General features: G+C 64.2%; 18 protein-coding genes and 3 rRNA genes. All 21 read right to left on the bottom strand.

Features of this window, described 5'->3' with window-relative positions; all coding sequences use genetic code 11:
- Positions 1-87 precede the first annotated feature (87 nt).
- The 21 genes from rrf to rho all read right to left on the bottom strand — a co-directional run bounded on the left by rrf (position 88) and on the right by rho (position 23462).
- Positions 88-204, bottom strand: a 5S ribosomal RNA gene (rrf, locus tag BOX37_RS05440).
- Positions 205-300: 96 nt separating this feature from the next.
- A 23S ribosomal RNA gene (locus BOX37_RS05435) occupies positions 301-3435 on the bottom strand.
- A gap of 331 nt (positions 3436-3766) precedes the next feature.
- Positions 3767-5283 (bottom strand): 16S ribosomal RNA (locus tag BOX37_RS05430).
- The 16S, 23S and 5S rRNA genes sit together here, the layout of an rRNA operon.
- A gap of 450 nt (positions 5284-5733) precedes the next feature.
- A complete protein-coding gene (gene murA, locus BOX37_RS05425; protein WP_071926676.1) occupies positions 5734-7014 on the bottom strand; it encodes a UDP-N-acetylglucosamine 1-carboxyvinyltransferase in 1281 nt (426 codons plus the stop codon).
- A gap of 88 nt (positions 7015-7102) precedes the next feature.
- The gene (locus BOX37_RS05420; RefSeq protein WP_071926675.1) at positions 7103-7675 is read right to left on the bottom strand and encodes a cob(I)yrinic acid a,c-diamide adenosyltransferase; all 573 of its coding nucleotides are present in this window, start codon (positions 7673-7675) and stop codon (positions 7103-7105) included.
- Positions 7676-7784: 109 nt separating this feature from the next.
- The gene (locus BOX37_RS05415; RefSeq protein WP_071931208.1) at positions 7785-8210 is read right to left on the bottom strand and encodes a DUF2550 domain-containing protein; all 426 of its coding nucleotides are present in this window, start codon (positions 8208-8210) and stop codon (positions 7785-7787) included.
- A 173-nt stretch (positions 8211-8383) separates the two neighbouring features.
- The gene (locus BOX37_RS05410) at positions 8384-8779 is read right to left on the bottom strand and encodes a F0F1 ATP synthase subunit epsilon (protein ID WP_071926674.1); all 396 of its coding nucleotides are present in this window, start codon (positions 8777-8779) and stop codon (positions 8384-8386) included.
- A gap of 6 nt (positions 8780-8785) precedes the next feature.
- On the bottom strand, positions 8786-10228 hold the full coding sequence (gene atpD, locus BOX37_RS05405; RefSeq protein WP_071926673.1) for a F0F1 ATP synthase subunit beta: 1443 nt from the start codon (positions 10226-10228) through the stop codon (positions 8786-8788).
- A 97-nt stretch (positions 10229-10325) separates the two neighbouring features.
- Positions 10326-11297 (bottom strand): F0F1 ATP synthase subunit gamma, encoded by a 972-nt coding sequence (locus tag BOX37_RS05400; RefSeq protein ID WP_071926672.1) that lies wholly within the window; start codon positions 11295-11297, stop codon positions 10326-10328.
- A 61-nt stretch (positions 11298-11358) separates the two neighbouring features.
- Positions 11359-12999 carry a F0F1 ATP synthase subunit alpha gene (gene atpA / locus BOX37_RS05395; RefSeq protein ID WP_071926671.1) on the bottom strand — a complete coding sequence of 547 codons (1641 nt, stop codon included), beginning with the start codon at positions 12997-12999 and terminating at the stop codon, positions 11359-11361.
- Positions 13000-13066: 67 nt separating this feature from the next.
- The gene (locus BOX37_RS05390) at positions 13067-13879 is read right to left on the bottom strand and encodes a F0F1 ATP synthase subunit delta (RefSeq protein ID WP_071926670.1); all 813 of its coding nucleotides are present in this window, start codon (positions 13877-13879) and stop codon (positions 13067-13069) included.
- A 19-nt stretch (positions 13880-13898) separates the two neighbouring features.
- Entirely contained in the window at positions 13899-14453 is a 555-nt protein-coding gene (locus BOX37_RS05385; protein WP_071926669.1) for a F0F1 ATP synthase subunit B, read from the bottom strand.
- Positions 14454-14458: 5 nt separating this feature from the next.
- Entirely contained in the window at positions 14459-14707 is a 249-nt protein-coding gene (locus BOX37_RS05380) for an ATP synthase F0 subunit C (RefSeq protein WP_071926668.1), read from the bottom strand.
- A gap of 79 nt (positions 14708-14786) precedes the next feature.
- Positions 14787-15641 (bottom strand): F0F1 ATP synthase subunit A, encoded by an 855-nt coding sequence (gene atpB / locus BOX37_RS05375; RefSeq protein WP_084759428.1) that lies wholly within the window; start codon positions 15639-15641, stop codon positions 14787-14789.
- 285 nt (positions 15642-15926) lie between these two features.
- A complete protein-coding gene (locus BOX37_RS05365; protein ID WP_156910269.1) occupies positions 15927-16394 on the bottom strand; it encodes a Cg1360 family ATP-synthase-associated protein in 468 nt (155 codons plus the stop codon).
- A 19-nt stretch (positions 16395-16413) separates the two neighbouring features.
- Positions 16414-17544, bottom strand: a complete 1131-nt coding sequence (locus tag BOX37_RS05360; RefSeq protein ID WP_071926666.1) for an MraY family glycosyltransferase — start codon at positions 17542-17544, stop codon at positions 16414-16416.
- 13 nt (positions 17545-17557) lie between these two features.
- The gene (locus tag BOX37_RS05355) at positions 17558-18223 is read right to left on the bottom strand and encodes an L-threonylcarbamoyladenylate synthase (RefSeq protein WP_071926665.1); all 666 of its coding nucleotides are present in this window, start codon (positions 18221-18223) and stop codon (positions 17558-17560) included.
- A 350-nt stretch (positions 18224-18573) separates the two neighbouring features.
- On the bottom strand, positions 18574-19467 hold the full coding sequence (prmC, locus tag BOX37_RS05350; protein ID WP_420811586.1) for a peptide chain release factor N(5)-glutamine methyltransferase: 894 nt from the start codon (positions 19465-19467) through the stop codon (positions 18574-18576).
- A gap of 60 nt (positions 19468-19527) precedes the next feature.
- Complete coding sequence (gene prfA, locus BOX37_RS05345; protein ID WP_071926664.1) at positions 19528-20607, bottom strand: peptide chain release factor 1; 1080 nt, start codon at positions 20605-20607, stop codon at positions 19528-19530.
- Positions 20608-20881: 274 nt separating this feature from the next.
- Positions 20882-21115 carry a 50S ribosomal protein L31 gene (gene rpmE / locus BOX37_RS05340; protein ID WP_071926663.1) on the bottom strand — a complete coding sequence of 78 codons (234 nt, stop codon included), beginning with the start codon at positions 21113-21115 and terminating at the stop codon, positions 20882-20884.
- 220 nt (positions 21116-21335) lie between these two features.
- Positions 21336-23462, bottom strand: coding sequence for a transcription termination factor Rho (gene rho, locus BOX37_RS05335; protein WP_071926662.1), 2127 nt, complete (start codon positions 23460-23462; stop codon positions 21336-21338).
- Between the last annotated feature and the right edge of the window lie 236 nt (positions 23463-23698).

The raw sequence follows: 23698 nt of genomic DNA, 5'->3' as shown, positions 1-23698 counted from the left end.
CGGCAAGCTACCCATACACCCGAAAATCAGCTACCCGGAAACGCAAAAAGGCCCTCCAGCAATGCTGGAGGGCCTTTCGCAACGATGTTCCGGCGGTGTCCTACTCTCCCACACCCTGTCGAGTGCAGTACCATCGGCGCAGGTGGCCTTAGCTTCCGGGTTCGGAATGGGACCGGGCGTTTCCCCACCGCTATAACCGCCGTAACACTATGAAACCAACCACAACAGCGCTCCCCAAACGGGTTTGCTGCCATGTCGTGTGTTGTTTCAGAAACCGCACAGTGGACGCGTAACACCTTCGATAATAAGCCCTCGGCCTATTAGTACCAGTCACCTACACCAGTTACCTGGCTTCCAGTTCCGGCCTATCAACCCCATGGTCTGTAGGGGGCCTTAACCACTCAAGGTGGAGAGAAACCTCATCTTGGAACAGGCTTCCCGCTTAGATGCTTTCAGCGGTTATCCCTTCCGAACGTAGCCAACCAGCAGTGCTCCTGGCGGAACAACTGGCACACCAGAGGTTCGTCCGTCCCGGTCCTCTCGTACTAGGGACAGCCTTCCTCAAGTTTCTAACGCGCGCGGCGGATAGAGACCGAACTGTCTCACGACGTTCTAAACCCAGCTCGCGTGCCGCTTTAATGGGCGAACAGCCCAACCCTTGGGACCTACTCCAGCCCCAGGATGCGACGAGCCGACATCGAGGTGCCAAACCATCCCGTCGATATGGACTCTTGGGGAAGATCAGCCTGTTATCCCCGGGGTACCTTTTATCCGTTGAGCGACACCGCTTCCACTTGCCGGTGCCGGATCACTAGTCCCGACTTTCGTCCCTGCTCGACCTGTCAGTCTCACAGTCAAGCTCCCTTGTGCACTTGCACTCAACACCTGATTGCCAACCAGGCTGAGGGAACCTTTGGGCGCCTCCGTTACATTTTAGGAGGCAACCGCCCCAGTTAAACTACCCACCAGGCACTGTCCCTGAACCAGATCATGGTCCGAGGTTAGAAGTCCAATACGATCAGAGTGGTATTTCAACGACGACTCCACAAACACTAGCGTGCCCGCTTCACAGTCTCCCACCTATCCTACACAAACCGTACCGAACACCAATACCAAGCTATAGTGAAGGTCCCGGGGTCTTTTCGTCCTGCCGCGCGTAACGAGCATCTTTACTCGTAATGCAATTTCGCCGAGTCTGTGGTTGAGACAGCAGAGAAGTCGTTACGCCATTCGTGCAGGTCGGAACTTACCCGACAAGGAATTTCGCTACCTTAGGATGGTTATAGTTACCACCGCCGTTTACCGGGGCTTAAATTCTCAGCTTCGCCACAAGTGGCTAACCGGTCCTCTTAACCTTCCGGCACCGGGCAGGCGTCAGTCCGTATACATCGTCTTACGACTTCGCACGGACCTGTGTTTTTAGTAAACAGTCGCTTCTCTCTGGTCTCTGCGACCCCACCCAGCTCAGACCGTAAAGATCATCACCAGATGTGGTCCCCCTTCTCCCGAAGTTACGGGGGCATTTTGCCGAGTTCCTTAACCACAGTTCTCTCGATCGCCTTAGTATTCTCTACCTGACCACCTGTGTCGGTTTGGGGTACGGGCCATGTACCAGCTCGCTAGAGGCTTTTCTCGGCAGCATAGGATCACTGAATTCCCCTCAACGGGTACGCATCACGTCTCAGGACACATGTGTGACGGATTTGCCTATCACACTCCCTACACGCTTACACCAGGTATTCCATCACCTGGCCCAGCTACCTTCCTGCGTCACCCCATCGCTTACCTACTACAGTCAGGGTCATATGCAGCCATCATCCCCCTCACCCGAAGGCTCGGTAAGACAACATTTGGATACTTAGCACAACTGATTCAGCATTGGGCGCGGATACACGGGTACGGGAATATCAACCCGTTGTCCATCGACTACGCCTGTCGGCCTCGCCTTAGGTCCCGACTCACCCTGGGCGGATTAACCTGGCCCAGGAACCCTTGGTCATTCGGCGGACGAGTTTCTCACTCGTCTTTCGCTACTCATGCCTGCATTCTCACTCCCATGGCCTCCACAGCTAGTTCACACTGCTGCTTCCACGGCCACAGGACGCTCCCCTACCCATCCACACACCTGGCCCCAACCACTACAGCTGGGACGGGCTATTGCGTGAATGCCGCGGCTTCGGCGGTGTACTTGAGCCCCGCTACATTGTCGGCGCAGGATCACTTGACCAGTGAGCTATTACGCACTCTTTCAAGGGTGGCTGCTTCTAAGCCAACCTCCTGGTTGTCTAAGCGACCCCACATCCTTTTCCACTTAGTACACGCTTAGGGGCCTTAGCCGGCGATCTGGGCTGTTTCCCTCTCGACTACGAAGCTTATCCCCCGCAGTCTCACTGCCACGCTCTCACACACCGGCATTCGGAGTTTGGCTGACTTCGGTAAGCTTGTAGGCCCCCTAGGCCATCCAGTAGCTCTACCTCCGGCGTGAAACACGTGACGCTGCACCTAAATGCATTTCGGGGAGAACCAGCTATCACGGAGTTTGATTGGCCTTTCACCCCTACCCACAGCTCATCCCCTCAGTTTTCAACCTAAGTGGGTTCGGGCCTCCACGACGTCTTACCGTCGCTTCACCCTGGCCATGGGTAGATCACTCCGCTTCGGGTCCATAATGTGCGACTATTGGGCGCCCTATTCGGACTCGCTTTCGCTACGGCTACCCCACACGGGTTAACCTCGCCACACACCGATGACTCGCAGGCTCATTCTTCAAAAGGCACGCCATCACCCCACACACTCGAAAGTACGAAGGCTTTGACGGATTGTAAGCGCACGGTTTCAGGTACTATTTCACTCCCCTCCCGGGGTACTTTTCACCTTTCCCTCACGGTACTAGTCCGCTATCGGTCACCAGGGAGTATTCAGGCTTACCGGGTGGTCCCGGCAGATTCACAGCAGATTTCACGGGCCCGCTGCTACTCGGGAGACATCCACAACAGCCAAGAAGTTTTCGTTTACCGGACTATCACCGTCTATGGCAGGCCGTTCCAGACCACTTCAACTAACCACTTGGTTTCTTACTGTTGCTCAACTCGGCAGAGTTGAGAAGAATGATCCCACTACCCCAGCTAGACAACGACTGCCGTCTATCACATCTAACTGGTTTAGCCTCATCCGCTTTCGCTCGCCACTACTCACGGAATCACTGTTGTTTTCTCTTCCTGTGGGTACTGAGATGTTTCACTTCCCCACGTTCCCTCCACACCACCTATATATTCAGTGGCGGGTAACACGACATCACTCGTGCTGGGTTTCCCCATTCGGAAATCCTCGGATCTCAGCTCGGTTGACAGCTCCCCGAGGCTTATCGCAGCCTCCTACGTCCTTCATCGGCTCCTGGTGCCAAGGCATCCACCGTACGCTCTTAAACACTTACTAACAAAGATGCTCGCGTCCACTGTGCAGTTCTCAAACAACACACCCGAGAAAGTTCCGTACCCAGACCTACCCAGCGGTCACCCGCCAGCGGTTTCGAGGAAAACTCTCCCAGATCGTTTGTTTTGCCGTGAAAAAACACATTCGCGTGTTCTTTCAGGACCCAATAGCGTGTCGGTATATCACCGCAGTGAAAGACATTGCTTCCACCGAGTGCGATGAGTTCGTCAGCGTTCCACCCATGAGCGTCCGCAGTTCCACGAATGGGAACTAAACGGTCTCTGACGCGCCCTCATTCGACTCTTCGAAGAGTTCACGTAGAAGTGCTCCTTAGAAAGGAGGTGATCCAGCCGCACCTTCCGGTACGGCTACCTTGTTACGACTTCGTCCCAATCGCCGATCCCACCTTCGACGGCTCCCTCCACAAGGGTTAGGCCACCGGCTTCGGGTGTTACCGACTTTCATGACGTGACGGGCGGTGTGTACAAGGCCCGGGAACGTATTCACCGCAGCGTTGCTGATCTGCGATTACTAGCGACTCCAACTTCACGGGGTCGAGTTGCAGACCCCGATCCGAACTGAGACCGGCTTTAAGGGATTCGCTCCACCTCACGGTATCGCAGCCCTCTGTACCGGCCATTGTAGCATGTGTGAAGCCCTGGACATAAGGGGCATGATGACTTGACGTCGTCCCCACCTTCCTCCGAGTTGACCCCGGCAGTCTCTCACGAGTCCCCGCCATTACGCGCTGGCAACATAAGATAAGGGTTGCGCTCGTTGCGGGACTTAACCCAACATCTCACGACACGAGCTGACGACAGCCATGCACCACCTGTACACCGACCACAAGGGGGCCTACATCTCTGCAGGTTTCCGGTGTATGTCAAACCCAGGTAAGGTTCTTCGCGTTGCATCGAATTAATCCACATGCTCCGCCGCTTGTGCGGGCCCCCGTCAATTTCTTTGAGTTTTAGCCTTGCGGCCGTACTCCCCAGGCGGGGTACTTAATGCGTTAGCTACGGCACGGAGTCCGTGGAAGGAGCCCCACACCTAGTACCCACCGTTTACGGCGTGGACTACCAGGGTATCTAATCCTGTTCGCTACCCACGCTTTCGCTTCTCAGCGTCAGTTACTTCCCAGAGACCCGCCTTCGCCACCGGTGTTCCTCCTGATATCTGCGCATTTCACCGCTACACCAGGAATTCCAGTCTCCCCTGAAGTACTCTAGTCCGCCCGTATCGCCTGCAAGCTTAAGGTTGAGCCCCAAGTTTTCACAAACGACGCGACGAACCGCCTACAAGCTCTTTACGCCCAGTAATTCCGGACAACGCTCGGACCCTACGTATTACCGCGGCTGCTGGCACGTAGTTGGCCGGTCCTTATTCTACAGGTACAGTCACTTTCGCTTCGTCCCTGTCAAAAGCGGTTTACAACCCGAAGGCCGTCATCCCGCACGCGGCGTCGCTGCATCAGGCTTTCGCCCATTGTGCAATATTCCCCACTGCTGCCTCCCGTAGGAGTCTGGGCCGTGTCTCAGTCCCAGTGTGGCCGGTCACCCTCTCAGGTCGGCTACCCGTCGTCGCCTTGGTAGGCCATTACCCCACCAACAAGCTGATAGGCCGCGGGCCCATCTCGCACCGATAAATCTTTCCACCACAGAACATGCATCCCATGGTCATATCCGGTATTAGACCCAGTTTCCCAGGCTTATCCCGAAGTGCAAGGCAGATCACCCACGTGTTACTCACCCGTTCGCCGCTCGTGTACCCCGAAGGGCCTTACCGCTCGACTTGCATGTGTTAAGCACGCCGCTAGCGTTCGTCCTGAGCCAGAATCAAACTCTCCGTTGAAGACTCTCAACCACACCCCGAAAGGTGTAATCAGAAATATCTAACTAGAGTCCGAAAACCTAGCAAAGTCAAACACCAGCAAATAAGATTCGCTGTTGTTTTCAATGTCCAACCTCCCACGACCGGGGGGTACGCGAAGGCTGGAACCAATAATCATTATTGGCACTGACATTCATCGACACACTATTGAGTTCTCAAAGAACACACGCACACACTTCCACCCACAACATGTTGATCGCGGGTTTCGGTGAGGCAAGGGTCCGTACTGTAGCCCAGAACATCGACCAGAAGCAAATCCCAGCCAGATGACCCTGAACACATGATCAGTCAGGCGCTCATCGTCCTACCTCGTTTCCCCGCCACTCTGTGGCCGGGTCGGTGTCCGTGTCGCTCTGACTGGAATAAAGTTACGTGCCGCCAAATGCAATGTCAAATCGCCTGGTCAAGAGCCTATTTCGGCGTATCGACCCGCTCGACACGTCCACCGAGCGCCTGCATCTGCTCGACGAACTTCGGGTAGCCACGGTCGATGTGGAAGACGTCGTGCACTTCGGTGACGCCATCGGCGACGAGGCCGGCCAGTACGAGGCCCGCGCCGGCCCGAATGTCGGAGGACCAGACCGGCGCACTCGACAGTCTCGGGATCCCACGGACTACGGCATGGTGACCGTCGGTGCGGGCATCGGCGCCGAGGCGGATCATCTCCTCCACGAAACGGAACCGCGCCTCGAAGACGTTCTCGGTGATCATCGAGGTGCCGTCGGCGATGGCGGCCAGGCCGATCGCCATCGGCTGCAGGTCGGTGGGGAAACCGGGGAACGGCAGGGTCGCGAAGTTCACCGCGCGCGGGCGCTCGGGCTGCACGACGCGGAAGCCGTTGGGCTCGTAGGAGATTCGCGCACCTGCGGAGCGCAGCTTGTCCAGTACAAGGGCCAGGTGCTTGGGGTTCACCCCGGTGACGCGGATGTCCCCGGTGGTCATCGCCGCGGCGATCCCCCAGGTGGCGGCGACGATACGGTCACCGATCACCTGGTGGGTGGTGGGCGAGAGGCTCTTCACGCCCTGCACGGTGAGCACCGAGGAACCGGCACCGTCGATCCGCGCACCCATGTGCACGAGCATGGTGCACAGGTCGACGATGTCGGGCTCGCGCGCCGCATTGTCGATGACCGTCTCCCCCTCGGCGAGGACCGCGGCCATCAGGATGTTCTCGGTGGCGCCGACCGACGGGAAGTCCAGCCGGATCCGGGCGCCGCGGAGCTCGTCGGCACGGGCTACCACGCACCCGTGCTCGATCTCGCTGGTCGCGCCGAGCAGGCGAAGGCCCGCCTGGTGCATGTCCAGTGGACGGGAGCCGATCGCATCGCCGCCGGGCAGGGCCACGACCGCGCGCTTGCACCGGGCCATCAGTGGACCGAGCACGCACACCGAGGCCCGGAACTGGGTCACCGCGGGGAAGTCCGCGTGGTATTTGGGCTCCGGCGGGGTCACGATCGTCACCACTGAACGGTCGCCACTCGCGTCGTCGGTGATCGTCACATCGCAGCCGAGACCGCGCAGCACCTCTGCCATCAGCGGCACATCGAGGATGTCCGGGCAGTTGGTGATGGTGGTCGTACCCTCGGCCAGCAACGCGGCGGCCATCAGCTTCAGCACACTGTTCTTCGCGCCGCCGACCGCGACCTCGCCGACGAGCTGATTACCGCCGGAGACCAGAAACCGTTCGCTCACCCCGCCAGCTTATCGACCGATGCGCGATGACACGCCCCCTGCCACCAATAAGGCAGTTCGAACCGATTCTGGCGGTACCGAGTCGCTTTCAGCGCTCGCGTCCGCCGCCGGGCTGCCACAGCACATCCCCATCCGGATTGGTGGCCCTGCTGAGGATGAACAGCAGGTCCGACAAGCGATTGAGGTATTTCGCCGGGAGCACACTGGTGTCTTCGGGGTGCGCCTCGACCGCGGCCCAGGCGGATCGCTCGGCGCGCCGGACCACGGTGCGGGCGGTGTGCAACAGCGCGGCAATCGGCGTGCCGCCGGGCAAGATGAACGAATTCAGCGGGGCCAGGCCCTCGTTGAACTCGTCGCACCACTGCTCCAGCCGGTCGATGTAGGGCTGGGTGATGCGCAAGGGCGGGTACTTCGGATCTTCGACCACCGGGGTCGACAGGTCGGCGCCCGCGTCGAACAGGTCGTTCTGGATCTGGCGCAGCACGGCGAGCACCTCTGGCTCGGGCGCGCCGAGCGCCACCGCGACGCCGAGCGCGGCATTGGCCTCGTCGCAGTCCGCGTAGGCGACCAGCCGGGCGTCGGTCTTGGTCACCCGCGAGAAATCGCTCAGACCGGTCGTACCGTCGTCGCCGGTGCGGGTGTAGATCCTGGTCAGATGCACGCCCGTCCGCCGTCCCGCGCTTTTCGCCGACCGTCCCGGCTCCACGGCCTCGTCCCCGGACTGACTGTCGGTGCCGTCATGGGGCGTTTCCGGTGAGTTGGTCATGTTCCTACCTCGCTCCGCCCTTGCGTCTTGCGCGGTCGGAGGGCCGTGACTCCACCCAAGACAAGAATGCCGCCATCGATCCGCGGTCGAGAGCCAGCTCGAAGCCGGCGTGCGGATCGCTGACGGCCACCACCACTATGCCTTCGCTCATGATGTCGAATTCGTCGCCCTGGGGCGCCCTTCGCTCGACTATCTCCAGGCCCTGCCGGTGCACTGTGCTGTCCGGGCCGAGCTTGAGGCTGGTCAATTTGAAGAAGACCAGGCGGTCCTCCTCGTAGCGGATGAGACCGTGCCGCCAGCCGTGGCCACCGCGCGCGGGCAGAACCCGTAGCAGCGCCGCCGTGCCGCCGCGGCGCAGCATCACCAGCCGGTAGGTCGAAGCACCGGCAACGAACACGAGCGTCAGCACCAGAATGATCAGGAGAACCATCCCGGTCTGCAATGCCGTACGCCCTTTCGCTCTGCCGGTGTCGAAGACACCCCCGCTCCGACATTCAATCACGCCCGGTCGGGCCCACATCGCCGGGATCGGTCATCGGCCCACGAACACGACTGTAGGCGGCGAACCGGAGTTCGCCGCCTACAGTGTCGTACTACCCGCGATCAGGCGGAGATTGCCGCCTCGACCGCGCGGACCTGGGCCTGCGCGGCACGCAGCTCCACCTCGCTGGCCTCGCCGTCGGCGAGCACCTTGCGGGCCGCCTCGACGTCGACCTCGCCCGCGAGCTGGGCCGACTCGGCCAGCACGCGCACGGTGTCGGCGGTGACCGAGAAGAAACCGCCGTGCACCGCGGCGACGATCCGCTCGCCCTCGGTCGGCACGATGGACACCGTGCCGCCTTCGACGAGCTGACCGAGCAGCGGCTCGTGGCCCGCCATGATGCCGATCTGACCCTCGGTGGTCTGCGCGCTGACGAACGTGGCCTGGCCGGACCAGATCTCACGCTCGACCGCGACCAGATCGACCGTGATGGTCCTCTGATTGGACTCAGTCGCCATGGGTGACTACTTTCCGGCGATCTTCTTCGCGGCTGCCTCGACGTCGTCGAGACCACCGCAGGAGTTGAACGCCTGCTCCGGGAAGTGGTCGAACTCGCCCTTGCAGACCCGATCGAAGTCGTCGATGGTCTGCTCCAGCGGCACGACCGAGCCCGGCTGACCGGTGAACTTCTCGGCCACGATGAAGTTCTGACCGAGGAACTTCTCCAGGCGACGGGCACGACCGACGAGGACCTTGTCCTCCTCGGAGAGCTCGTCCATGCCGAGGATGGCGATGATGTCCTGCAGTTCCTTGTACTTCTGCAGGATCCGCTTGACCTCGTTGGCCACGGCGAAGTGCCGGTCGCCGACGATCGACGCCTCGAGGATACGAGAGGTCGAGGTCAGCGGGTCGACGGCCGGGTAGATACCCTTCTGCGAGATCGGGCGCGAAAGCTCGGTCGTCGCATCCAGGTGGGCGAAGGTGGTCGCCGGCGCCGGGTCGGTGTAGTCGTCGGCGGGGACGTAGATCGCCTGCAGCGAGGTGATCGAGCGACCACGGGTCGAGGTGATGCGCTCCTGGAGCTCACCCATCTCGTCCGCCAGCGTCGGCTGGTAACCCACGGCGGAAGGCATACGACCCAGCAGGGTCGAGACCTCGGAGCCGGCCTGGGTGAAGCGGAAGATGTTGTCGATGAACAGCAGCACGTCCTGGTGCTGGACATCGCGGAAGTACTCCGCCATGGTCAGCGCGGACAGGGCCACGCGCATACGCGTGCCCGGCGGCTCGTCCATCTGGCCGAAGACGAGGGCGGTGTCCTGGAGGACGCCCATCTCTTCCATTTCCAGGCGGAGGTCGGTGCCCTCACGGGTACGCTCACCGACACCCGCGAACACCGAGGTGCCGGAGAACTCGCGAGCGATACGGGTGATCATCTCCTGGATGAGCACGGTCTTGCCGACACCGGCACCACCGAACAGACCGATCTTGCCGCCCTTGACGTACGGGGTCAGCAGGTCGATGACCTTGACGCCGGTCTCGAGGATCTCGGTCTTGCCCTCGAGCTGGTCGAAGCTCGGGGGCTTGCGGTGGATGCCCCAGTTCTCGCCGTCGCGGCCGAGGCCGGGGGTATCGAGGCAGTCGCCGAGGGCGTTGAACACATGGCCCTTGACGATGTCACCGACGGGCACCGAGATCGGCTTGCCGGTGTCGGTGACGCTCGCGCCACGGACCAGGCCGTCGGTCGGCTGCATCGAGATGGTGCGCACGATGTTGTCGCCGAGGTGCTGAGCGACCTCGAGCGTCAGCGTCTTGGCCACCGAGGCGAGAGCGATCTCGGCATGCAGAGCGTTGAACAGAGCGGGGATGGCGCCGCGCGGGAACTCGATGTCCACCACGGGGCCGATGACACGGACGACGCGGCCTACGGCGGCGCCGGTCTTCGCGTCTTGTGTGACAGCTGCGGTCATTTCGTTGGTTCTCTCTGTGCTAGTCGGGCGGCCTTCGGGGCCCTACGTGGTTACGCAAGCTTCCGCCTACGGGCCCTGACCTCAGGCCGCAGCGCTTCTAGTCGCGGTCCGAGCTCGACGCCAGCGCGTTGACGCCGCCGACGATTTCGCTGATTTCCTGCGTGATCTGGGCCTGACGCACCGAGTTCGCCTCGCGCTGGAGCCCGCTGGCGAGCTCGTTGGCGTTGTCGGTGGCCGCCTTCATTGCGGTGCGCCGAGCCGCGGACTCGGATGCCGCTGCCTCGAGCAACGATGCGTAGATCCGGGTGTTGACGTACTTGGGGAGCAGAGCCCCCAGCAGCACGTCGGCGTCCGGCTCGAACTCGTACTGCGCCGTGACGACCACATCCGGGGTGTCCTCGAGCATGCCGTCGCCGAGCTTCAGGCTCTCGTCGACGAAGCTGACCTGGATCGGCGCCAGGCGGCGCACCTCCGGGGTCTGGGTCAGCATCGAGACGAACCGGGTGTACACGATGTGCAACTCGTCGACGCCCTGCACGGTGGCGGAACCATCGGGCGAGGAGACCTCGCCCTCGGAACCGGCCATGAAGGCCTCGACCAGGTGGTTACACGCCGCCGAGGCATCGACGTAGGTCGGCTGCTGGGAGAAGCCGGTCCACGACGCCACGAACGGACGGCTGCGGAACTTGTAGTACCCGAGTCCCTTGTTGCCCATCACGTACAGCACCGGCTCTTTGCCGTCGCCGCGCAGGGTGGTCATGAGCTCCTCGGCGCGCTTGAGCACGTTCGAGTTGTAGCCACCGCACATACCGCTGTCACTGGTGATGACCAGGACGGCGGCCCGCCGGGCGTCGGGACGCTCGGTCAGCAGCGGGTGCGACAGGTTCTTCGACGCGCTCGCCAGTTCGCCGAGGACCTTGGTGATCTCCTCCGCGTACGGCTTGGCAGCCGCAACTCTGGCCTGGGCCTTGGAAATTCGCGAGGTCGCGATCAGTTCCTGGGCCTTGGTGATCTTCTTGATCGAATTCACACCACGAATGCGGGAGCGCAATTCACGCAAGCTTGCCATCAGCGGTTCACACTCCCCTCATTCGCTTGATCGGAAAATGCCGACATGGTTTCTGCCCGGCTTACTTCTCGACGTGCTTGCGGGTGACCGACAGCGACTCGACCTCTTCGTGGGCCAGCTCGCCCGCGGCGGCCTCGTTCACGATGCGGCTGCCGTCGGAAGCCAGGAAGCCCTGCTTGAAGTTGTCGGTCTCGGACTTGATCGCCTCGGCGGCCTCACCGGCGAGCGGCTTGGCGCCGCCCTCGAGGGCGTCGAAGGAGCTCTGCGTGGCACCGTGCAGGTACTCGAGCAGCTCGGCGGTGAAGCGACGCACGTCGGCGACCGGGACGGTGTCGTAGTAGCCGGAGTCGACCAGGAAGATCGAGACGACCTGATCCTCGACCGAGACCGGGGTGTACTGGTTCTGCTTGAGCAACTCGACCCAGCGGGCACCGCGCTCGAGCTGCGCCAGCGAGGCGGCGTCGAGGTCGGAGGCGAAGGCGGAGAACGCCTCCAGCTCGCGGTACTGCGCCATTTCCAGACGCAGCGAACCGGCGACCTTCTTCATGGCCTTGGTCTGGGCGGCGCCACCGACACGAGAGACCGAGGTACCGACGTTGATCGCCGGGCGGACGCCCTTGTTGAACAGGTCGGACTCGAGGAAGACCTGGCCGTCGGTGATCGAGATGACGTTGGTCGGGATGAACGCCGAGACGTCGTTGGCCTTGGTCTCGATGATCGGCAGACCTGTCATCGAGCCCGCGCCCATCTCGTCGGACAGCTTCGCGCAACGCTCCAGCAGACGGGAGTGCAGGTAGAAGACGTCACCGGGGTACGCCTCGCGGCCCGGCGGACGACGCAGCAGCAGCGAGATGGCGCGGTACGCCTCGGCCTGCTTGGTCAGGTCGTCGAACACGATGAGGACGTGCTTGCCCTGGTACATCCAGTGCTGGCCGATGGCCGAACCGGTGTAGGGGGCCAGCCACTTGAAGCCGGCGGAATCGGAGGCCGGGGCCGCGACGATGGTGGTGTACTCCAGCGCGCCGTGCTCCTCCAGGGCGGACTTGACGCCCGCGATGGTGGAACCCTTCTGGCCGATGGCGACGTAGATGCAGCGGACCTGCTTGTCCGGGTCGCCGGTCTCCCAGTTCGCCTTCTGGTTCAGGATCGCGTCGATCGCGACGGCGGTCTTGCCGGTCTTGCGGTCGCCGATGATCAGCTGACGCTGGCCGCGGCCGATGGCGGTCAACGCGTCGATCGCGGTGATGCCGGTGGCCAGCGGCTCCTCGACCGGCTGGCGCTCCAGCACGGACGCGGCCTGCAGCTCCAGCACGCGGCGCTCTTCGGACTCGATCTCGCCCAGGCCGTCGATCGGCTGGCCGAGCGGGTTGACGACGCGACCGAGGAACTTGTCACCGACGGGAACCGACAGCACGTCGCCGGTGCGGCGGACCTGCTGGCCCTCCTCGAGCGAGGCGTACTCGCCGAGGATGACGGCACCGATCTCGGTGTCCTCGAGGTTCAGCGCGACGCCCAGGACGCCGCCCGGGAACTCGAGCAGCTCGTTGGCCATCGCCGAGGGCAGGCCGCTGATGTGCGCGATACCGTCGCCGGTATCGGTCACGACGCCGACCTCTTCGATGGAGGTTTCCGGGGTGTAGCTCTGGGTGTAGCTCTCGATCGCGCTACGGATCTCGTCGGAGGAGATCGTCAGCTCCGCCATGTTGTTCCTGCTCTCGCTGTGGTCTCGAATGTCGGGGGTGAGAAAGTTCTGCGACGGACTGTCCTTTTCAGGACAGCGCCCGGCGCAGCTTCTCCAGTCGGCCGGTGGCGCTGCCGTCGATCACGTCGTCTCCGACGCGCACGACGACGCCGCTCAGCAGCGTCGGGTCGACCTGCACGTGCACGGTGACCGCCTTGCCGTAGATCCGCTGCAGGGAAGCCGAGAGCTTCTCCTTCTGCGGGCCGGTCAGCTCGACCGCGGCGTGCACATGGGCGACGATCTGGTCACGACGGGCCGCCGCCAGATCGGACAGGGCGCCGAAGGCGACGCCGATGTTGTTGGTCCGTTGCCGGGCCACCGCCTGCTCGGCCAGCGCCGTGGTGATCGGTTCGGCTTTGCCGTTGAGCAGCCGTTCGATCAGCTCGCGCCGCGCCGAGGTCGGCTTGCCCTGGTCGGACAGCGCCTGCTCGAGCTGCGGGTTGTCGGCGATGATCCGGCCGAGCCGGAACAGCTCGTCCTCCACCGCGTCCAGCCGGCCACCGTCGGCGGCCGACTCCAGCAGAGCCTCCTGCCCGAGCAGTACCAGGGTGTCGACCAGATCACGGGTGCGCGACCAGTTCTGGGCCACCGCGGTGGTCAGCACTGCCTGCGTGGCAGCGCTGACCTGGCCGCCGAAGATCCGCTCACTGAGTTCAGCGCGTACCGAACCCGGCACCGACACGTCCGCGAGCGCCACACGCAGCGAACGCTGGTCGTCCAGCACGGCGACAACGGCGAACAGTTCCGACCCCGTTGTGGCCGCAACAGTTTCGCTTCCGGTCAGAGCGGCCCGAAGCGCCTCCCGCGACCGGGAGCTGGCCTCACGGCTCGCTGCGTACATGCTTCTCACTTTCGCGTCGCTACCTTCCGACCCCGATGGCATCGGTGTCGTCGAGTTCGCTGAGGAACTTGTCGATCGACGCCGCCTGCTTGGCCTCGTCCGAGACAGACTGGCCGATGATCTTCTCGGCCAGGTCGACGGCCGTGCGGCCGACCTCGGTACGCAGCTCGGTCAGGATCTGCTGGCGCTGGGCTTCCAGCTGGGAATGACCGGCGGCGATGATTCGATCGCTTTCGGCCTGGGCATCCGTGCGCATCTGCGCGAGGATCTGCTGACCCTGGGTGCGCGCATCCTCGCGGATACGAGCGGCCTCGAGCCGTGCGTCGGCCAGCTGCTGCTGGTACTGCTGCAGCGTCTGCTGTGCCTCGGCCTGGGCGGCTTCGGCCCTGGCGATACCGCCTTCGATCTTGTCGGTGCGCTCTTCGAGTGTCTTGGTCACACGTGGGATCACGTATTTCCAGAAGAGCACGCCGATGATGGCGACACAGACGATCGACCAGACGATGTCGTACGTTGCGGGGAGGAGGGGATTCACATCCTCTCCCTCTGCGGCGAGCGTGATGAATTCGCGCATCGGAATCAGAAGATGAAGCCGGCGACGAGGCCGATCAGCGCCAGGGCCTCGGTGAACGCGATACCGAGGAACATGGTGGTACGGATCTGGCCGGACAGCTCGGGCTGACGCGCGATGCCCTCGATGGCCTTACCGACGACGATGCCGACGCCGATGCCGGGGCCGATCGCAGCGAGGCCGTAGCCGATGGCGCCGAAACCGGTGAAGGTGCTCTCGGTGGTCGCGGCTTCCTGGGCCAGGTAAGCGAGGCTCATGAGTCTTGTTTCCCTTTCTGTTGCTCACCCGCCGGTCGGCGCGTGTAGCAGGTTTCCGGTAGGTGTGGCTTCGGTTGGATCAGTGGTCGGCGGCGTGCTGCGACTGGCCGATGTACACGGCCGTCAGCAGCGCGAAGACGTAGGCCTGCAGGCAGATGACCAGCAGCTCGAACAGCGTGAAGGCGATGCCGGCGAGCAGCGAGAAGGGCGAGAAGATCTTCATCCACGCCGTGGCGTCGAACAGGAAGAACCAGGTCGCGCTGAAGAACAGCACCAGCATGATGTGGCCGGCCAGCATGTTCGCCATGAGTCGGACGGTCAGCGTGAACGGGCGCAGGATGAACGTCGAGATGAACTCGATCGGGATCAGCAGCACGTGCAGCGCGACCGGCACGTCGGGAACGACGATGCTGTGGCGGATGTAGGGGAAGAACCCGTACTTCCGGATGCCGACGTAGTTGTAGGCGATGTAGACGATCGCGGCCAGGACGATCGGCATACCGATGCGTGCGTTCGACGAGATGTTCAATCCCGGAATCACACCGGAGAAGTTCAGAAAGAGAACCGTGAAGAAGATCGTCGCGATCAGCGGCAGGAACTTCTTGCCCATTTCCTTACCGAGGACCTCCTCGGCAATCTGCTCCTTGACGAAAACCACACCGGCTTCCATCACGTTCTGCAGGCCGCGAGGCACGATCTTCGGTGCGCGGAAAGCCAGCACGAAGACGATCACCAGAACGGCAGTCATCAGGAGCCGGACCAGCATCAGGCGATCGAGTTCGAACGGCGTACCCTCGAACAGCACTGCTGGAGGGAAGAAGTCGGACAGCGATGGCGCGTGGAACTCGCCCGCCGCCAAAGTGATGACGCTCAGCGTTCTCTCCCGTGTTCGGGCCGCGGGTACGACGGTCATTCCCGCGGTTCGATCGGACATTGACGATCAATGGGGTCGACTCTGGTCGGCTCGAAATTCGACAGCTGCTCGTACGGTGTAACCCGTGACGACTGCTGTTCGGGCGTCGGCGACATCGTCGACATGCTTCAACCGGGCACATTCCACCCGGATCGGCAGTAAGCATAGCGGCACTGGGTGGGATCTTGGTGATCCCCCCTGGTAACCCGAGGCATAGCCCTGAGTTGTCGGACCGCGCCCCTAGCTTGGGTGCTTGCTTACCAAGACTTTACCAAGCTATCTACGACAGTGCGTAGCTGGGTGGGGTTATTCCTGCTCGGAAGCCGTTTCATCGTCCCCCGCGCGTGTCGTGACGTACGGAACCTTCTGGCTCACAACGCCGTAGGTCTCGGCGCCGAGGACGATCAGCAGGGCCCCCACCACGGTGAAGAACAGCGCGGGCCTGCTGTAGAAGTCGAACTGGTTGAGCACGGCGACGATCACCAGTACCACCAGCAACTTCGCGACCCAGCTGACCAGCAGGATCATCCCTGCCATCTGCGGCGGCAGCTTGGCGCCGAACAGCACCGACACGACGGTCGTGAGGATGAATCCGCCGCCGATGGCGGCGCCGAGCAGCGCACCCCACAGGCCCGGCATCCCTGCCACGAGGGTGGCGATCGCCACCGAGGCGACCACGAGCACGCCGAGGCCGATCAGGCCGTAGCGCAACGCGGCGCGCAACGGGGCGTCAGAACCTGGAACGGTTTCGGGTGTAGAGCTCACGGGCCGCACTTTACCTTGCGGCCGATCCTCAGCGGTTAGCCGACTCCGGCCTGCGCATGGATGGGATCGCGGTCACTACCAGCGCGAACACCAATCCACCCGCGACCAGCAACACGACGATCCGGCGATCCATCAGCGAAGTTCCCACCGCGCCGAAGGCGAGTACGCCGACCCACAAATAGATCAGCAGAACCACGCGGCGCTGCGAATGTCCGATCTGCAGCAAACGATGGTGCAGGTGCATTTTGTCAGGTGTGGAGAAACTCACGCCGGCGCGTACGCGGCGCACGATCGCGAGCAACAGATCGAGCACCGGAATGAACATCACCGCTCCCACCAGCAACAGCGGTGAGAGCAAACCGACAATGTCGCGCGGGCCGTAGCCCTGCAGCGGAATTCGGCCGGAGGCGCCGGTGGAAATCGCGGCCAGCATCAAACCGATCATCATCGAGCCGGTATCGCCCATGAAGATTCGGGCGGGCGAGAAATTGTGCGGCAGAAATCCGAGACAGGCGCCGGCCAGCGCGGCGGCCAGCAGCGCGGGCGGATAGGTGTCCACCGAGCCGCCCTGGTCGTAGAGCAAACCCACGGAGAACACGAAAACGGCGACGGCGCAGATCAATCCGAGGCCGGCCGCGAGGCCGTCCAGACCGTCGACGAAGTTCATCGCGTTCACCAGGGTGACGGTGATGCCCACCGTCACCAGACCGCCCTGCAGCGCGTCGAGCACCACGGTGGTGTCGTTGAACGGGTCGTAGATCACGTACCAGGCCAGGCCCATCACGGCCATGACACCCGCGGCGGTGACCTGTCCGGCGAATTTGGTGAGCGCGTCGAGGCCCCACCGGTCGTCGACGATGCCGACCAGCACGATGATCGTCGCCGCCACCAGGACGGCCGGGATATCGGGCGCGTAGTCGAAACCGCGGCGCAGCGCGGGCAATTGATGCGCGAACAGGATCGCGGCCACGACGCCGACATACATGCCGACACCGCCCATCCGCGGGATCGGCTTCACGTGCACATCGCGTTCGCGGGGGACGGCGACGGCACCGAAGCCGATGGCGAGTATCCGGACACCACCGGTGGCCAGGAAGGTCACCGTGGCCGAGACGAGCAGCACGAGCACTAGCTCGCGCAGAGGGACGACCGTGCTCATCGGATGCGTGCGATCACCGCTGGGCGGAGCTGAGCAAGGCTTCGGGCACCATGCCGAGGACCTCCGCGATATCGGCCACCGGCACCGCGCCCTCCCGCAGCACCCGCGGCTGGTCCGCGGTCAGATCGACGATGGTCGAGGCCACCGCGTGCTCGGCCGGTCCGCCGTCGAGATACACACTCGCCAGCGAACCCAGCTGCTCGCGTGCCTGCTCGGCGGTGCTGGCGGGCGGCTGACCCGACACATTGGCGCTCGACACGGCCAGCGGGCCCACCTCACGCAGCAATTCCAGCGCCACCGGGTGCAACGGCATCCGCAGCATGACGGTGCCGCGGGTGTCACCGAGATCCCAGGCCAGCGAGGGCGCGGCCTGCACGACGAGGCTCAACGCACCCGGCCAGAACGCGCGGATCAGCTCGCGCGCCTGCGGGCGCACCGAGAACACCAGCCCGTCGATAGTGTGCCACGAACCGACCAGGACCGGCACCGGCATGTCGCGACCGCGCCGCTTGGCGGCCAGCAGATCGCTCACCGCGGAGGAGTCGAAGGCGTCGGCGGCCAGACCGTACAGCGTGTCGGTCGGCATGACGACCAGCCGACCCGACTTCAGCGCACTGGTCGCCGCGGTGATCCCCGCAGCACGTGACGCCGGTTCCGCACAGTCGTAGACGGTACTCACAGCGTTGTTCCGCCTCTCCGCGATTCTTTGCCTGGCTTGTCCGCCACCCCACACGACTCCTGCGGGATGTCGGGTTGCGGCAAGAGTCTAGCTCTCGAGCCCGTGGCCGATTCTGGGGGGACTTTTGGGCGTCCCGGCGGGGTTGTCCCGGCGCGCTCGAGATCGGGATATCGGTCGGATGCTCGAGGTGTGCTGGGTGATCGAGGTGTTGTCCAGGCCGCCGGGTCCACGATGTTCGCGCGGTGGCCCGGGTTTGCCAGGACCGAGGGGCGAGGCGGCGGCTGGTGCGCGGACGTCGTGGGTTCGTGTCCCCATCGGCATCGCGAGTCGACGCCGGCGCCGCACGGTGGTCAGCGTTCGCTGGGACTGTGCGCCGTGACGAAACGTGGTCTGCCCGCGAGGTCGGGGTGTTCGGTGACCTCGGCCAGCCCCGCGGCGGTCACGATGGCCGCCACTCCCGCGCCGTTGGTGTCGTCGTGTTCGACGGCCGTGGCGCCGCCGGGACGAAGCAGACGGGCGATGTTCGGGGTCATGGCGCGGATGACGTCGAGGCCGTCCGGGCCGCCGAAGAGGGCTCGATGGGGATCGTGGTCGGCGACTTCGGGATCGAGGACGGCGGCCTCGGGGATGTAGGGCGGGTTCGCGACGACCAGGTCGACGCGGCCGGTCAACTCGGTGAGCAGGGCCGAATCGGTGACGTCGGCGGTGTGCAGGGTGACGGGGGTGTCGCCGTCGGCGGCGCGGGCCTCGGTATTGCGGCGGGTCCAGATCATGGCGTCGGGATCGAGCTCCACGGCGTGGACGACGGCATCGGGGCGGGCGTGGGCGATGGCCAAAGCCAGAGCGCCCGTGCCGGTGCACAGGTCGACGACGATCGGCGCGTGCGCGTGGCCGAGGGTCTCCAGGTAGGCCAGCGCCCACGCGAAGAGCAGTTCGGTCTCCGGGCGGGGCACGAACACCCCGGGGCCCACAGCGAGGTCTATCTCACCCATCACGGCGATTCCGGTCAAGTGCTGCAACGGAATTCGCGTGGCGCGGCGTTCGACGAGCTGGCCGAACCTCGCCGCCTCGTCCGCCTCGATCATCGGGTGCAGGGCCAGCCGCATCCGGTCGACACCGAGGACGTGGGCGGCCAGGTTCTCCGCGTCGGGCAGCGGCGAGGCCACCCCGGACTCGGCAAGGCGCACCGCGGCCGCGGTGATCAGCGGCCGCAGGCGCAGTCGCCCGGTCACGTCATCGGGCACGGGCGCCGCGCCTTCGTGGTCGGGCGGGCTGCCCCGCTGGATGCTGTCCGGTCATGCCCTTTACTCGGCCGCCATCCGGGCTTCGCGGTCGGCCTTGCCGAGTGCGTCGAGCAGTGCGTCCATGTCACCGGCGAGGACGGCGTCGAGATTGTGCGACTTGAAGCCGATGCGGTGATCGGCGATCCGGTTCTCCGGGAAGTTGTAGGTGCGGATGCGCTCGGAGCGGTCCACCGTGCGGATTTGACTGGCGCGCCCCGCCGCGGCTTCCTGCTCGGCCTGTTCCTCGGCGAGTGCCTGCAGCCGGGCCGCGAGCACCTGCATCGCGCGGGCCTTGTTCTGCAGCTGGGAGCGTTCGTTCTGGCAGGTCACCACGATGCCCGAGGGCAAGTGAGTGAGGCGGACGGCGGAGTCGGTGGTGTTGACGCCCTGGCCACCCTTGCCGGAGGACCGGTAGACGTCGATACGCAGGTCGGTCTCGTCGATCTGCACCTGCTCGACCTCGTCGGGCTCGGGGTAGATCAGCACGCCCGCCGCGGAGGTGTGGATGCGGCCCTGCGACTCGGTCACCGGCACGCGCTGCACCCGGTGCACGCCGCCTTCGAACTTGAATCGCGACCACACCCCGTCGCGAGCGGCGTCCTTGCTCTTGATCGACAGCGTCGCGTCCTTGTATCCGCCCAGGTCGGAGTAGGTGACGTCGAGCGTCTCCACCTTCCAGCCATGCCGCTCGGCATACCGGATGTACATGCGCGCCAGATCCGCCGCGAACAGCGCCGACTCCTCGCCACCCTCGCCGGACTTCACCTCGAGCACCACGTCGTCGCCGTCGTGCGGGTCGCGCGGGGCGAGCAGATCGGCCAGCGCCTGTTCGAGCTGGAGCGACTGCGCCTCCAGCTCGGGCACCTCGGCGGCGAACGCGGCATCGTCGGCGGCCAGCTCGCGGGCGGCCTCGAGATCGTCGCGCACCGCCTCCAGCTTCCGGTAGGTGCTCATCACCGGGGCCAGCTCGGCGAACCGCTTTCCCACCCGTCGCGCCGCACCCGCGTCGTTGTGCAGCGACGGATCGGCCAGCTGCGATTCGAGGCCCGCGTACTCGGCGAGAATGTCGTCGATCGCGGACGGGGCCGTCGGATCGGCCATGAGTTGAACTCCTACTGAGTGGTCGAGACTGCGGTGTCTTGCCAGTGCCTTACCAAGATGCCTTACCAAGATGCCTTACCAGGCCGAAGGCCGGTTCTCGGCCGCCTCGATCTGGACTGAGCGGAGGGTGCGACGAAGGAGTACCCGGAGGGAGGGAAGATCGAGGCGGCCGAGAACCCGCGGCGCCCGCGCCGCAGAAAACACCGAGAACCCGCGGCGCAGAAAATACCGACGCCCGGCCTGCGAAAGCAGAACCGGGCGTCGGGGGAGGCAACTAGCTGTCGGCGTCGGCCTTCTTGCCGGCACGCCTGCCGTAACGGGCCTCGAAGCGAGCGACGCGGCCGCCGGTGTCGAGGATCTTCTGCTTGCCGGTGTAGAACGGGTGGCACTGCGAGCAGACCTCGACGGTGATCTGGCCGGACTCCTTGGTGGAGCGAGTCTGGAAGGTGTTGCCGCAACCACACACAACGGTGGTGTCGACATACGTGGGGTGGATTCCTGCCTTCATGGGCGTCCTCTCGATAATGGTCGCCGGGTCGCATCCGCGCGCGAGCGTGGAATGCGTGAACCGGAACCGACTAGGCGGGATGTCTGCGAACTCGCAGACACACAGCGGTCCAGTATGCCAGATCCGACCGCACCCCTGAGAACACCCCCTACCCCGCGATTGTTCCCCGTAAACAGAAAGGGCCCCGCCGGAGCGGAGCCCTTCGCTGTCGATCCGAAGATCAGTCCTCGATCGCGCCCGGCGCGGTCTTGGAGACCGTCATCAGGAACTCCAGATTGTTCTTGGACTTGCGCAGGCGATCCATCAGCAGATCGATCGCCTGGTGCGAATCCAGCCCGGACAGCACGCGCCGCAGCTTGTGCACGACCGCCATCTCGTCGGGCGAGAGCAGCAGCTCGTCGTGGCGGGTGCTCGACGGGTTGATGTCCACCGCGGGGAACACGCGGCGCTCGGCGATCTTGCGATCGAGCTTGAGCTCGGCGTTGCCAGTGCCCTTGAACTCCTCGAAGATCACCGTGTCGCCGGTGGAACCGGTCTCCACCATCGCCGTGGCGATGATGGTGAGCGAGCCACCGTTCTCGATGTTGCGCGCCGCGCCGAGGAACCGCTTGGGCGGGTACAGCGCGGTCGAGTCGACACCACCGGAGAGGATGCGGCCCGAAGCGGGCGAGGAGTTGTTGTACGCACGGCCCAATCGGGTGATCGAGTCGAGCAGCACCACAACGTCTTTGCCCATCTCCACCAGTCGCTTGGCGCGCTCGATGGCGAGCTCGGCGACGGAGGTGTGGTCGCCCGGCGGCCGGTCGAAGGTGGAGGCGATGACCTCACCCTTCACCGAACGCTGCATGTCGGTGACCTCTTCAGGGCGTTCGTCGACCAGGACGACCATGAGATAGCACTCAGGGTTGTTGATCGCGATCGCGTTGGCGATGTCCTGCATGATCGTGGTCTTGCCCGCCTTGGGCGGGGACACGATCAGCGCGCGCTGGCCCTTGCCGATCGGCATGATCAGGTCGATCACGCGCGTTGTCAGCTTGTTCTGCGTCGTTTCCAGACGCAGACGCTGATTCGGGTAGAGCGGGGTCAGCTTCTGGAAGTCGGGACGACGCTTGGCCGCGTCGACCTCGCCACCGTTGACGGTGTCCAGGCGAACCAGCGGGTCGAACTTCTGGCGCTGGTTGCTCTGCTCGCCGTCCCGTGGCGCGCGGACGGCACCGGTGATGGCGTCACCGCGGCGCAGGCCGTTCTTGCGGACCAGGTTCATCGACACGTACACATCGTTCGGGCCGGCCAGGTAGCCGGAGGTCCGCACGAACGCGTAGTTGTCGAGCACGTCGAGGATGCCGGCGACCGGCTGCAGGACATCGTCCTCGCGGATCTCGAAGTCGCGGGCCTCGTTGCCACCGCCCCCGGTGCCACCGTCGCGGTCGCGACCACGACGACGCTCACGGAACCGACGACCCCGGCGACCGCGGCCGCCTTCCTCGTCGTCACCACCGCGATCGTCGCGGGGACCGCGATTCCCGCTGCCGTTCTGGTTCTGGTTGCGCTCGTTCTGATTGCGGTCGCCGCCCGAGCGCTCACCGCGCTCACCACCGGATCGGTCACCACCGGCGCGTTCGCCACGGTCACCGCTGTTGCGGTCACCGCGCTCGCGTCGGCGCTCACCCTGCTCGCCACCCTCGGACTTGTCGGACCGGTCGGCCTGCTTGGTCTCCTCGCCACGATTCTCGGCGGAGGCGTTCTCGCCACCACCGGAACGGGCCTGGTCACGACCACGGCGCTGCCTGCCACGGCCACGCTGGCCGCTCTCGCGTCCGGAATCCTCGCCGGATTCGGCGGGGGCATCGGTCTTGACCTGCTCGGTCTTGACCTCGGTTTTGGCCTGTTCGGCCGGAGCCTGCGCGGGCTCGGTCGCCGCGTTCCCGACCTCTGCGGCCTGCTTCTCGGCGGGCGCGGTCTTCTCGGCCTTGGCCGGCTTGTCGGCCTTGACCGGCGCTTCCGTCTTCGCGGGCGCTTGCGTCTTCGCGGGCGCTTCGGCCTTGGCGGGCGCTTCGGCCGTCACGGCGGCGGCCTCGGCGGGCTTGTCCGCCTTGGCGGGCGCACCGGCCTGATTCTCCTTGATAGCGGCGATGAGATCGCCCTTACGCATCCCGGAGGTGCCTCGGATACCGAGCTCCCCCGCCAATGCGCGCAACTGCGGCAACAGCATTCCAGTCAGCCCCGATCGTGCGACGTCGGTTTTTTCGCTCATTTTCGAAATCTGTCCGGATTCACTTTCGCGGCCGCCCGAGTTCGTAGGGTTGGTTTCCACCCCGGGTGTCGCGAGCAGGTCCGTATCTGTCACGGAAGTCCTTTCCTTCCCTCGAATGCCGTGTGCTGATTCGAGGGTTCGTTCCGCAGACCCGGCAACGTGTGCCGAGCTCGGATTATGCGCCCAACAGGACGCCTGTGCCGTACTACCCGCCGCGGGCGGGCCGGAGGCTTCGCCACCAGAAGCCAGTGGTGAGGAAAGATCATTCCAGTTGCGCGGCTTCACGGCGTCGCAGCACCTCCATGGCCTGGAGGCTCGAGCCTGGAACC

Source organism: Nocardia mangyaensis (assembly GCF_001886715.1).
Taxonomy (GTDB): Bacteria; Actinomycetota; Actinomycetes; order Mycobacteriales; family Mycobacteriaceae; genus Nocardia; species Nocardia mangyaensis.
This window is presented reverse-complemented; position numbering and strand designations above follow the sequence as displayed.

Excerpts from the sequence above, each read along its gene's own strand:
- BOX37_RS05415 (WP_071931208.1), bottom strand. The coding sequence starts at position 8,210 with ATGGTTCTCCTGATCATTCTGGTGCTGACGCTCGTGTTCGTTGCCGGT.
- BOX37_RS05410 (WP_071926674.1), bottom strand. The coding sequence starts at position 8,779 with ATGGCGACTGAGTCCAATCAGAGGACCATCACGGTCGATCTGGTCGCG.
- atpD (WP_071926673.1), bottom strand. The coding sequence starts at position 10,228 with ATGACCGCAGCTGTCACACAAGACGCGAAGACCGGCGCCGCCGTAGGC.
- BOX37_RS05400 (WP_071926672.1), bottom strand. The coding sequence starts at position 11,297 with ATGGCAAGCTTGCGTGAATTGCGCTCCCGCATTCGTGGTGTGAATTCG.
- atpA (WP_071926671.1), bottom strand. The coding sequence starts at position 12,999 with ATGGCGGAGCTGACGATCTCCTCCGACGAGATCCGTAGCGCGATCGAG.
- BOX37_RS05390 (WP_071926670.1), bottom strand. The coding sequence starts at position 13,879 with ATGTACGCAGCGAGCCGTGAGGCCAGCTCCCGGTCGCGGGAGGCGCTT.
- BOX37_RS05385 (WP_071926669.1), bottom strand. The coding sequence starts at position 14,453 with ATGCGCGAATTCATCACGCTCGCCGCAGAGGGAGAGGATGTGAATCCC.
- BOX37_RS05380 (WP_071926668.1), bottom strand. The coding sequence starts at position 14,707 with ATGAGCCTCGCTTACCTGGCCCAGGAAGCCGCGACCACCGAGAGCACC.
- atpB (WP_084759428.1), bottom strand. The coding sequence starts at position 15,641 with ATGTCCGATCGAACCGCGGGAATGACCGTCGTACCCGCGGCCCGAACA.
- BOX37_RS05360 (WP_071926666.1), bottom strand. The coding sequence starts at position 17,544 with ATGAGCACGGTCGTCCCTCTGCGCGAGCTAGTGCTCGTGCTGCTCGTC.
- prfA (WP_071926664.1), bottom strand. The coding sequence starts at position 20,607 with ATGGCCGATCCGACGGCCCCGTCCGCGATCGACGACATTCTCGCCGAG.
- rpmE (WP_071926663.1), bottom strand. The coding sequence starts at position 21,115 with ATGAAGGCAGGAATCCACCCCACGTATGTCGACACCACCGTTGTGTGT.